The organism is Actinomadura meridiana (assembly GCF_039537545.1).
Lineage (GTDB): Bacteria > Actinomycetota > Actinomycetes > Streptosporangiales > Streptosporangiaceae > Spirillospora > Spirillospora meridiana.
Genome location: NZ_BAABAS010000004.1, coordinates 1080025 through 1089577 on the forward strand (window position 1 = coordinate 1080025; position 9553 = coordinate 1089577).

Sequence of the window (9553 nt, forward strand, 5' to 3'; positions counted from 1 at the left end):
CAAAACTTTTTCGGGGCCGTGTTCAGGCGAGGGAGAAGCCGAGGATCACGGCTGCGGAGACCACGATGCTGCCGGGCGCCAGGTCCTGTTCCGAGGCCACGTCGACCGAGGAGTGGCTGCGGTACCGCTCGACGCCCAGACTGTCCGGGTTCACGTCCTCGATGTGCACGACGTCGCCCAGCCGTACCCCGACGGCCTCCGCGTACAGTTCGGCCTTCTCCCTGGCCGCCGTGACCGCCCGGCGGCGTGCCTCGGCCCGCAGCTCGCGCTTGCCGCGCACGTCGAACGCGACCTCCTCGATCTCGTGCGCGCCGACGGCGACCAGATCCACGAGCAGGGACTGGACGTCGTCGAGAGCATGGGACTCGACGGAGAACGCCGCCACGCACTCGTACCCGAGGAGCTTGCGCTTGGTCCCGTAGCTCCACGAACTCTTCAGGCCCAGGCGGGAGCTGTCGACGGCGGCGTCCTCGACCCCGTGCTCGCGCAGCGTCCGGCGGACGGCCTGCACGGCGTCGTTGGCCGCCTCGAACGCCCGCGACGGCGTCTGCTCCAGACGGACCACCTTGAATCTGACCCGCACGAGGTCGGGCTTCCTGCGCACGCTCGCCGTGCCGTGCGCGGACACTCCCCACGGCTGCTTCAGCATCTGCATGGTGATCATCCAAGCAGTCCCGATCACCGGACATATCCGCTTTCGATGGGCAGGGTTAAGGGCCGGTGAAGTTTTTGTGCTCGTCGCGCGTCGCGATCGTCGCCGCTTAGTAGGCTCGCGGCGGGCACACGCAGGTCGGGAGAGGAAACCGGGTCATTGAGCGTCATCAATGTGGGGCAGGCCATCGTCCTCGGGATCGTGGAGGGCTTGACCGAGTTCCTTCCGGTGTCATCGACCGGGCATCTGAAGATCACCGAGGGGCTGATGGGCATCCCGGTGGAGGACGACGCCGTCATCGGGTTCACGGCCGTCATCCAGGCCGGGGCGATCGCGGCCGTCCTGGTGTACTTCTTCGCCGACATCGTCCGGATCGTGAAGGCGTGGGGGGTCGGCATCGTCCGGCCGTCCGAGCGGTACCACCACGACTACAAGTTCGGCTGGTGGGTCATCTTCGCGACGCTGCCCGTCGTTGTCGTCGGCGTCGCGGCCGACGACCTCATTCATGGTCCGCTCGCGTCGCTGTGGGTGGTGGCCGGGTCGCTGCTCGGCGGGAGCGTCGTGATGTGGCTCGCCGACCGGTACGGCAGGCACAAGCGGGGTGAGGACGACACGTCCTTCACCGACGCGATGCTGATCGGCACGTCGCAGATCCTCGCGATGCTGTTCCCCGGCTTCTCCCGGTCCGGCGCGACCATGTCCACCGGGCTGCTGCTCGGCCTGGACCGGGTCGCCGCGACCCGGCTGTCGTTCTTCCTCGGCATCCCCGCGCTGACCGGCGCCGCGATCTACGAACTGCCGAGCGCGCTCGGGTCGGGCGCGGGCACGCTGCCGCTCGTCGTCGGCGCCGGGGTGTCGTTCCTCGTCGCGTACGCGTCCATCGCCTGGCTGCTGCGGTTCGTGGCGCGGCACAGCTTCACGTCGTTCGTCATCTACCGGGTCGCGGTCGGGCTGCTCCTGTTCGCCCTTCTCGGCGCGGGAACGTTGGACGCCTGACCCTTCGTGGGGTAGAGCGGACGCATGAACGATGCGATATGGGCCGGAACCGTCACCGTCCGTGGCCATGAGGGCGCCGAACTTGAGGCGTACCTGGCGAGACCGCTGAACGACGCCCCACGCGGCGGGATGGTGGTCATTCACCACATGCCCGGGTACGACGCGGCGAGCAAGGAGTACGTCCGGACGTTCGCCGCGCACGGATACGCGGCGATCTGCCCCAACCTGTACTCGCGGGAGGGCGCCGGGGTCAGCCCCGACGACCAGGCCGCCGCCGCCCGCGCCAAGGGCGGCGTCCCGGACGAACAACTCGTCGGCGACGTCGCGGGCGCCACCGCCCACCTCAACGCCCTCGACCACGCCAACGGACGGGTCGGGGTGATCGGGCACTGCTCGGGCGGGCGGCAGGCGTTCCTGGCCGCCTGCTCCCTGGCACTCGACGCCGCCGTGGATTGCTACGGCGCGTTCGTCGTCAACGACCCGCCGCCCGAGCGTCCGACCAAGGCCAGGTCGATCGTCGACAAGGCGCCCGACCTGTCATGCCCGCTGCTCGGGCTGTTCGGGGCGGACGACAAGTTCCCGGCCCCGGACGAGGTCGCGGCGCTCGACGCGGAGCTGACCCGGCTCGGCAAGGACCACGAGTTCCACGGCTACGAGGGCGCCGGGCACGCCTTCTTCGCCGTCGACCGGCCGTCGTACCGGCCCGCCGCCGCCAAGGGCGGCTGGGAGAAGATCTTCGCGTTCCTCGGCCGCCACCTGAACGCCTGAGACGTCCGAGACGCCCGAGAGGAGACGGCATGTGCACCTACCAGACGATCAAGGTGAGCCTGGACGGCGCCGCGAAGGGCGCGAACGGCTGGTTCACCGTGACCGACGCCGCGGTCTATGTGGACCATCCGTTCCACGCCTGCCACGAGCACACGGTGAACATCGACTTCACCAACCCGGGTGACGGGCCGTCGGCGCGCGTCGCGGTCGAGCTGACCGAGGAGGCGGCGCTGGCGCTGATCGACGCCGTCCAGCGGGCGCTGGCCGCCGCGCCGCCCGGACTCGCCTCCGCCCGAGGCGCGGCCTGACCATCGGGAGGGCCTCCCGGGAGGCGCGCCCTCCCGGGACCCTCCCAAGGGCCCTTCCTGGTCAGGCGCCCGTGTACGCCGCGCGGAGTGCGGCGATGTCGAACTTGCCGTGCGTCGCGAGCATCGCCTGGGTGACCCGCGCCGCCTTCGCGGAGTCGGAATCGCTCACCATCTCCAGCAGCTCGGTCGGGACGACCTGCCAGGACAGGCCGAACTTGTCCTTGAGCCAGCCGCACTCGGAGTCCTGGCCGCCCTCGGTGAGCCGGTCCCAGTAGTAGTCGACCTCCGCCTGGTCCGCGCAGCGGATCTGGAACGAGACGGACTCGTTGAACTTGAAGAGGGGGCCGCCGTTGAGGCCGACGAACTTCTGCCCGTTGACCTCGAACTCGACCGTCAGCACGCTGCCCGGCTCGCCGGGGCCGCCCTCGCCGACATGGTGGACGTGGCCGAGCTTGGAGTCCTTGAAGATCGAGACGTAGTGGTTCGCCGCCTCCTCGGCCTGCCCGTCGAACCACAGGCACGTGGTCAAAGGCTCGGTGGTCATAGGAACCTCCCTGGTGTGGTCGCTTCGATAGTGCAGACCAGGCCCGTCCCGAAAACTCATCGGTCGCGGCGGGCTCGTTCAGGAGTCGCGGCGGGCGCGGGCCCGGCGCTTGCCCTCGTGCATGGCCTGGACCCTGGCGATCGGGATGGTGTGCCCTTCGGCGACGAGGTCGGCGGGGAGCCGCCGCGGCGGCGGCATCAGCTCGGCCCAGGGATCGCGGTCGCCCAGCAGGCCGGGCGCGGTCCGGATGGTGAAGTCGCCCGGCGTGACGCCGTCGAGGTCGTCCCACGGGACGGGGAACGAGACCGGCGTGCCGGGCCGGATGCGCGGGCTGTAGGCGGCGACGACGGTGGCGCCGCCCGCGCGGGTCGAGTCGAGGAACACCTTGCCCGCGCGGTCGTCCCGGATGAACGCGGTCGTGGCGAGGGCGGGATCGAGCCGCTCGGCGCGGGCCGCGAGGGCCCGGGTCGCGGCGGCCACGTCGTCGGCGGTGTGCCCCTCCACGGGCACGAACACGTGGACGCCCTTGGCCCCGCTGGTCTTGACCGCGCCGCGCAGCCCGCAGTCGTCCAGCGCGCGTCGCACGAGATGGGCGGCGGCCACCACGGCGTCGAACGCGCCTCCCTCGGGCGGGTCGAGGTCCATGACGAGGTGGGTGGGTTCGTCCCAGGCGTCCGCGCGGACGAGCGGCGGGTGGTACTCGACGGCGCGCTGGTTCGCGAACCACAGCAGCGTGGGGCGGTCGTCGCACAGCGCGTAGGTGACCTCCCGCTGGGACGTCTCGGCCCACACCGTCACACTCCGCACCCAGGACGGCGTGTACTTCGGCAGGTTCTTCTGCATGAACGGCTTCTGGCCGCGCAGCACCCGCTTGACCGACAGCGGCCGTCCGGCGAGCCCCGGGATGAGGCGTCCGGAGAGCGCGTCCAGGTAGTCGACCAGGTCGCGTTTGGTCGCGTCGGCGCCGTCGAACAGCGGCTGGTCGAGGTTCGTCAGCCGGACCCCGTCCCGTTCCTCTTCGGTGCTCACGCTTCCAGCGTCGCACGCGGGGGCGTCAAAACCGCAGGCGCGTCCTGCGGGACACCGGTCAGCGGGGACGCCAGGGGGACTCGGTGGACGTCGGGTTCGGGTCGGCCGCCACCCGGAGCGCGTAGGTGGGCGTTGGGGCGTCCGGGACCGGGCCGAGGTAGGCGTGGCCGGTCAGATGGCACCAGGCGGGCAGGTCGATGGGGGCCACCGGGTCGCTCGCGATCAGATGGACGACGGTGCCGGGGGCGAGGCCCGCGATGTGGCCGCGCAGCTCCAGCAGGAGGCGCACACAGGAGCGGTCGCCCCCGTCGATGATGATCGGTTCCGAGCCCATCGTCCCTCCCGTCGCGCTGCTCGCGAACCTAGCAGTGCCGGGGAACATTTACCCACATGGACCCATATGTACGGCACCACTCCCGGCCCGCGTGGGCGACAAACCGGTATCAAGCAACCTTGAACGGTGTCGTTGGCGTTATGGGTGATCGACGTCCCAGACTTGACCATTCCTTTCAGGTTCCGTCCAGGTCTGGGGCTTACAGTCACAGGGAGGTGCCCCCCGCTGTCATCCAGCCGAGGGAATCGACTGCGGGGGTGAACCATGGATCTCGGAGTAGCGCGAGTGGAGATCACGGAGACCTGCGGGACGCTGATGTTCCCCGCCGAGGTGGACCTGAGCAACGGCGACATGATCCTCGGACAGGCCCTGCGGCTGCTCGACTCCGGCACCCCGGCCCTCATCCTCGACCTGACCGGATGCGCGTTCTGCGACTCCAACGGGCTGAACGTGATCACGCGCTCGCAGATGCGGGCCAGTGAGCTCGGCGTGCCGATGTGGGTGGTGCTGCCGCCGCGCGGGCTCGTCCGCCGGGTGTCGGACGTGGCGGGGTTGCAGCGCCGCGTCGCCATCGCGCCGGACGTGGCGACCGCCCGCGACGCGCTCACCTCCGCCGCCCACCGCTGACCGATCCGCACCGACCGGTCGCGCCGCCCACCTGTCACCACCGGCGCTCGGGAAGCCGCCGGGCCGACGACAGATGATCTCTTTGCGTGATCTTGTCGCGGCGGTGATGGCGGGGCGTCGCGGACGGGGCATGGATGCCTACGACCCGAACCCCGTGACCCGGGGCCGGAACGTCACCGACGAGCGGGAGCGGACATGCAGGTGAAGCTGGAGGCGGAGCTCGGTCGCATTCCGATCCTGGACGTGGCGCCGGTGGTGGGGTGCGGCCGGTGGCCCGCCAAGGCGGTGGTGGGCGAGACGGTCGAGGTGTCGGCGACGGTGTTTCGTGAGGGTCATGAACGGTTGGGCGCGGCGGTGGTGGTGCGGACGCCCGAGGGCGAGGAGTTGCCGGGTCAGCCGATGACCGAGGTCGGGGCCGGGTTGGACCGGTGGTCGGGTCGGGTGACGCCGACGGGGGTGGGGGCGTGGTCGTTTCGGGTGGAGGCGTGGGGTGATCCGATCGCGCACTGGTGGGAGGACGCGCTGATCAAGGTGCCGCGCGGGCAGGACGTCGAACTCATGCTGACCGAGGGATCACTGCTGTTCCGGCGGGCGGGACGTCAGGCGCCCGTGAAGGACCGGCGCGTCCTGTCCCGCCTCGCCAAGCTCCTGGTCGACGAGGACGCGGACGCGCTGGAACGGCTCATGGCGGCCGACGACCCGGCGGTGCTGGACGTCCTGAAGCGTCATCCGGTGCGGGAGTTGTTGACGGTGAGTGACTGGTATCCCCTGGTCGTCCACCGGCAGCGCGCCCTGTACGGCGCCTGGTACGAGTTCTTCCCCCGCTCCGAGGGCGCGACCATCGACCCGATGGGCCGCCGCGGCCCGGTCTCCGGCACCTTCCGCACCGCCATGAAACGACTCCCCGCCATCGCCGCCATGGGCTTCGACGTGGTGTACCTGCCGCCGATCCATCCCATCGGGATCTCGTTCCGCAAAGGCCCCAACAACACCCTGGACGCCGGGCCCTACGACCCGGGATCACCGTGGGCGATCGGATCAGCCGAAGGCGGCCACGACGCGATCCACCCCGACCTGGGGACCCTGGACGACTTCGACGCCCTCGTCGCACACGCCGCCGACCACGGCATGCAAATCGCCCTGGACCTGGCCCTGCAATGCTCCCCCGACCACCCCTGGGTCACCGACCACCCCGAATGGTTCACCACCCGCGCCGACGACACCATCGCCTACGCCGAAAACCCACCCAAGAAATACCAGGACATCTACCCCCTCAACTTCGACAACGACCCAGACGGCCTGTACACGGAGGTCCGCCGCGTCATCCACCACTGGATGAACCACGGCGTCCGCATCTTCCGCGTCGACAACCCCCACACCAAACCCGTCGCGTTCTGGGAACGGCTTCTGGCCGACATCAACGCCGCCCATCCTGACGTCATCTTCCTCGCCGAGGCGTTCACGCGGCCCGCGATGATGCACACGCTGGCCAAAATCGGGTTCCACCAGTCGTACACGTACTTCACCTGGCGCAACAGCCCGGACGACCTGCGCGAGTACTTCGAGGAACTGTCTGGACCGGCCGCCGCCTACATGCGGCCGAACTGCTTCGTCAACACCCCCGACATCCTGTCCGAATACCTCCAGCATGGTGGGCGACCCGCGTTCGAGATCAGGGCCGTTCTCGCCGCGCTCCTCTCCCCCACCTGGGGGGTCTACGCCGGGTACGAGTTGTGCGAGAACACACCCGTAAGGCCCGGCAGCGAGGAATACCGCGACTCGGAGAAATACCAGTTCCGGCCCCGCGACTGGGACAGCGACGCCAGCATCGCGCCTCTCATCACCCGGCTGAACGCCCTTCGCGACACGCATCCTGCGCTACAGCAACTCCGCGATCTGCATTTCCACCACGTCGACCAGCCCGAACTGGTCGCCTTCTCCAAACGGCATTTGGACGACGTCGTCCTGGCGGTGGTGAACCTCAACCCGCACCACGCCCGCGAGGCCACCGTGCACCTGGACCTCGCCGCCCTCGGGCTGCCCGACGACCCCGACAACGCCTACACCGTCACCGACCAACTCGACGGCGCCACCTACACCTGGACCCGCTCCAACTACGTCCGCCTCGACCCACACACCAAACCCGCACACATCCTGACGATCCAGCGGAGCGACGGGCGTGTGCGGGCCGGTGGTTGAGGCGGCTGAGTCACACGGGCTCGGCGGCGGCCGGCCGGTCCTCGATGGAGCGGCAACCGGTGAAGACCGAGCCGAGGCCCTCGCGGTCGATGATCTCGCGGAGCCGGTCGGGCAACGCGGGCAGTGCCAGGCAGCCGCCCTCGGCGGCGACGCGCCAGCGGATGCCGAGCAGGATCGGCAGCGGGTCGCAGCGGACGCCGAGCCGCTCGTGCATCCGCACCAGCAGATGGCGCAGGTTTCCCTCGACGAGCCGGGTGAGCGTCTCGCCGAGCCGGGGCACCGTCGCCTCGTCCAGGACGCCGGACAGGTGGACGACGGTGTGGTCGCCGTCCCCCGCCGCCGTCGTGGTGATCATGAGTTCGGCCGGCGCGGGCGGGTCCGGCGCGAGGCCCGCGTCACCCGGGTGGAGCGCGCGGATCGCGTCCAGCACGTGCGTGGCGTCCACGTCGGCGCCACGGACCCGGGCTGGTGTGGCGGTGGCCGACGCGACGTCCGGGAACACCGGGACGAGCTTCGCCAGGCCGGTGACGTGCAGGGCCCGCCGCACATGGTCGGACGGTCCGGGCACGACGGCGCGCAGCGCGCGGCCGAGCAACTGCGCCCGTGTCTCGGCGCGGGCCAGCAGGACGAGGCCCGCCGCGTCCAGCAATACCGCGTCACCGAAATCGACGACAACACCTGTAGTGGTAAGGGAAAGCGCCTTACTCAACCCTTCCCGAATGCCCGCGTAGTTGCGCCAACTGATCTGTGCGGGCATTCCGAGCACGGTGAACCCTCGCCGGGTCTCGACGCTCAGGCCCGGCACGGTCGTGTCCTTCATGGGTCACATCCCAATCGGGGTTCTCGTGGCCGCGCGGGCTCCCCGTACGACGCCCGTCAGCCGGGACGTCGCGAGGCGTTCGATCATCCGCTCCTCGGGCGGCACCCCGAGATGCGCGCAGCAACACCACAGGTCGTCCACGCAGCGACGCACGTTCTCCGCCGGAACATCGGCGAAGCGAACACGTAGCCGCGCCACGAGCTCATCGCGCGTCGGTACGACCGATGGCGACATCTCCCAGCGCTCCACTGTCCCTCCGATCGCTTCTGGACGGACGATTTCCGTCCGAACTGATGAGAACCCGCCGGGACGACGGGTTCTGAGCATGGAAATGGCCTACCCGGGACATGCGCCAGAAAAAGCGACGAACCTAAAAACACGGACATGACACAACCGTCGCGCGGCAAGCATTTGGGCTGTCCGGCGCCAGGAGCCGGGCCGTACATCGCCGTGTTTTTGCGCTATTTTCCGGCGCCATGACCGGCCCCGACCGGACGATGACCTTCCGGCCACGGCGGAACGGCGCACGCACGGGCCGGGCCCGTCGCGATCTACCCCTAGCAGGGTCCCGGGCCGCCCCGCCCGCCGGGCGTCCCCGCCCTCGAAACCGGCACCACGGTCACGGACAGTACTGAGATTTTTACGGATGGTTGCCTGTCGCGGACGTCCCCGCGGCGGACTTCGGGAATCGCTGATCTAGATGCCTTCCAACGCACCCGGGGTGACGCATGCACGTCCAGCCGAAGAACTTCATCTGCACCACGTCGGACCAGGTCACCGACCCGGAGGCGGAGAGCGAGCCCGGTGCGGAGACGGCGGCGCAGCCGGTGCCGGACCCGTTCGGCGAGGAGACGCCGCGCGACCCGCACTGGTTCAAGACGGCGGTGTTCTACGAGGTGTCGGTCCGCGGCTACGCCGACTCCAACAACGACGGCTACGGCGACCTGCGCGGCCTCATCTCCAAACTCGACCACCTGCAATGGCTCGGCATCGACTGCCTGTGGCTCCTGCCCATCTACCAGTCACCCCTCCGCGACGGCGGCTACGACATCGCCGATTTCACCCGGGTCCTTCCCGACTTCGGGGAACTGGGCGACTTCGTCGAACTCATCGACCAGGCGCACGCGCGTGGTATTCGGGTCATCGCTGATCTGGTGATGAATCACACCTCTGATCAGCACCCCTGGTTCCAGGCGTCGCGTACCGACCCAGACGGGCCCTACGGCGACTTCTACATGTGGGACGACACCGACACCAAATACCCCGACGCCCGCAT

The 9553-nt window shown here is 69.6% G+C and carries 12 protein-coding genes; 6 read left to right on the forward strand and 6 right to left on the reverse strand.

Features of this window, described 5'->3' with window-relative positions; translation table 11 throughout:
- Positions 1-22 precede the first annotated feature (22 nt).
- Positions 23-664, reverse strand: a complete 642-nt coding sequence (locus tag ABD808_RS09145; RefSeq protein WP_344892778.1) for an SIMPL domain-containing protein — start codon at positions 662-664, stop codon at positions 23-25.
- Between the two features lie 147 nt (positions 665-811).
- Here ABD808_RS09145 and ABD808_RS09150 point away from each other — a divergent pair, with 147 nt between their 5' ends.
- The 3 genes from ABD808_RS09150 to ABD808_RS09160 are packed head-to-tail and all read left to right on the forward strand — an operon-like array spanning position 812 to position 2724.
- Entirely contained in the window at positions 812-1648 is an 837-nt protein-coding gene (locus tag ABD808_RS09150) for an undecaprenyl-diphosphate phosphatase (protein ID WP_344892781.1), read from the forward strand.
- A 24-nt stretch (positions 1649-1672) separates the two neighbouring features.
- Positions 1673-2416, forward strand: coding sequence for a dienelactone hydrolase family protein (locus tag ABD808_RS09155; RefSeq protein WP_344892784.1), 744 nt, complete (start codon positions 1673-1675; stop codon positions 2414-2416).
- 29 nt (positions 2417-2445) lie between these two features.
- Entirely contained in the window at positions 2446-2724 is a 279-nt protein-coding gene (locus ABD808_RS09160; protein ID WP_344892787.1) for a DUF6295 family protein, read from the forward strand.
- A 61-nt stretch (positions 2725-2785) separates the two neighbouring features.
- Here ABD808_RS09160 and ABD808_RS09165 read toward each other — a convergent pair whose 3' ends face one another.
- The 3 genes from ABD808_RS09165 to ABD808_RS09175 form a co-directional block, all read right to left on the reverse strand.
- Positions 2786-3268, reverse strand: a complete 483-nt coding sequence (locus tag ABD808_RS09165; RefSeq protein WP_344892790.1) for a VOC family protein — start codon at positions 3266-3268, stop codon at positions 2786-2788.
- Between the two features lie 78 nt (positions 3269-3346).
- Entirely contained in the window at positions 3347-4297 is a 951-nt protein-coding gene (locus ABD808_RS09170; RefSeq protein ID WP_344892793.1) for a DNA polymerase domain-containing protein, read from the reverse strand.
- Positions 4298-4355: 58 nt separating this feature from the next.
- Entirely contained in the window at positions 4356-4631 is a 276-nt protein-coding gene (locus ABD808_RS09175; RefSeq protein ID WP_344892796.1) for a sulfurtransferase TusA family protein, read from the reverse strand.
- Between the two features lie 264 nt (positions 4632-4895).
- Here ABD808_RS09175 and ABD808_RS09180 point away from each other — a divergent pair, with 264 nt between their 5' ends.
- Both ABD808_RS09180 and ABD808_RS09185 read left to right on the forward strand, forming a co-directional pair.
- Positions 4896-5258 (forward strand): STAS domain-containing protein, encoded by a 363-nt coding sequence (locus ABD808_RS09180; protein WP_344892799.1) that lies wholly within the window; start codon positions 4896-4898, stop codon positions 5256-5258.
- Positions 5259-5453: 195 nt separating this feature from the next.
- Positions 5454-7457, forward strand: coding sequence for an alpha-1,4-glucan--maltose-1-phosphate maltosyltransferase (locus ABD808_RS09185; RefSeq protein WP_344892802.1), 2004 nt, complete (start codon positions 5454-5456; stop codon positions 7455-7457).
- A gap of 10 nt (positions 7458-7467) precedes the next feature.
- On the opposite strand, the gene ABD808_RS09190 is transcribed toward ABD808_RS09185, so the two are convergent.
- Together ABD808_RS09190 and ABD808_RS09195 are read right to left on the reverse strand one after the other, a co-directional pair.
- Entirely contained in the window at positions 7468-8277 is an 810-nt protein-coding gene (locus ABD808_RS09190) for an STAS domain-containing protein (RefSeq protein WP_344892805.1), read from the reverse strand.
- Between the two features lie 3 nt (positions 8278-8280).
- Positions 8281-8526: a hypothetical protein gene (locus tag ABD808_RS09195; protein ID WP_344892808.1), complete on the reverse strand. Its 246-nt coding sequence runs from the start codon at positions 8524-8526 to the stop codon at positions 8281-8283.
- A 479-nt stretch (positions 8527-9005) separates the two neighbouring features.
- On the opposite strand from ABD808_RS09195, the gene ABD808_RS09200 reads away from it, so the two are divergent.
- The coding region (locus ABD808_RS09200; RefSeq protein WP_344892811.1) for an alpha-amylase family glycosyl hydrolase at positions 9006-9553 on the forward strand (548 nt) is incomplete at its 3' end.

Bases quoted from the DNA above. Each gene is read 5' to 3' on its own strand.
- ABD808_RS09145 (WP_344892778.1), bottom strand. From the start codon at position 664: ATGATCACCATGCAGATGCTGAAGCAGCCGTGGGGAGTGTCCGCGCAC.
- ABD808_RS09185 (WP_344892802.1), top strand. From the start codon at position 5,454: ATGCAGGTGAAGCTGGAGGCGGAGCTCGGTCGCATTCCGATCCTGGAC.
- ABD808_RS09160 (WP_344892787.1), top strand. From the start codon at position 2,446: ATGTGCACCTACCAGACGATCAAGGTGAGCCTGGACGGCGCCGCGAAG.
- ABD808_RS09175 (WP_344892796.1), bottom strand. From the start codon at position 4,631: ATGGGCTCGGAACCGATCATCATCGACGGGGGCGACCGCTCCTGTGTG.
- ABD808_RS09155 (WP_344892784.1), top strand. From the start codon at position 1,673: ATGAACGATGCGATATGGGCCGGAACCGTCACCGTCCGTGGCCATGAG.
- ABD808_RS09165 (WP_344892790.1), bottom strand. From the start codon at position 3,268: ATGACCACCGAGCCTTTGACCACGTGCCTGTGGTTCGACGGGCAGGCC.
- ABD808_RS09190 (WP_344892805.1), bottom strand. From the start codon at position 8,277: ATGAAGGACACGACCGTGCCGGGCCTGAGCGTCGAGACCCGGCGAGGG.
- ABD808_RS09180 (WP_344892799.1), top strand. From the start codon at position 4,896: ATGGATCTCGGAGTAGCGCGAGTGGAGATCACGGAGACCTGCGGGACG.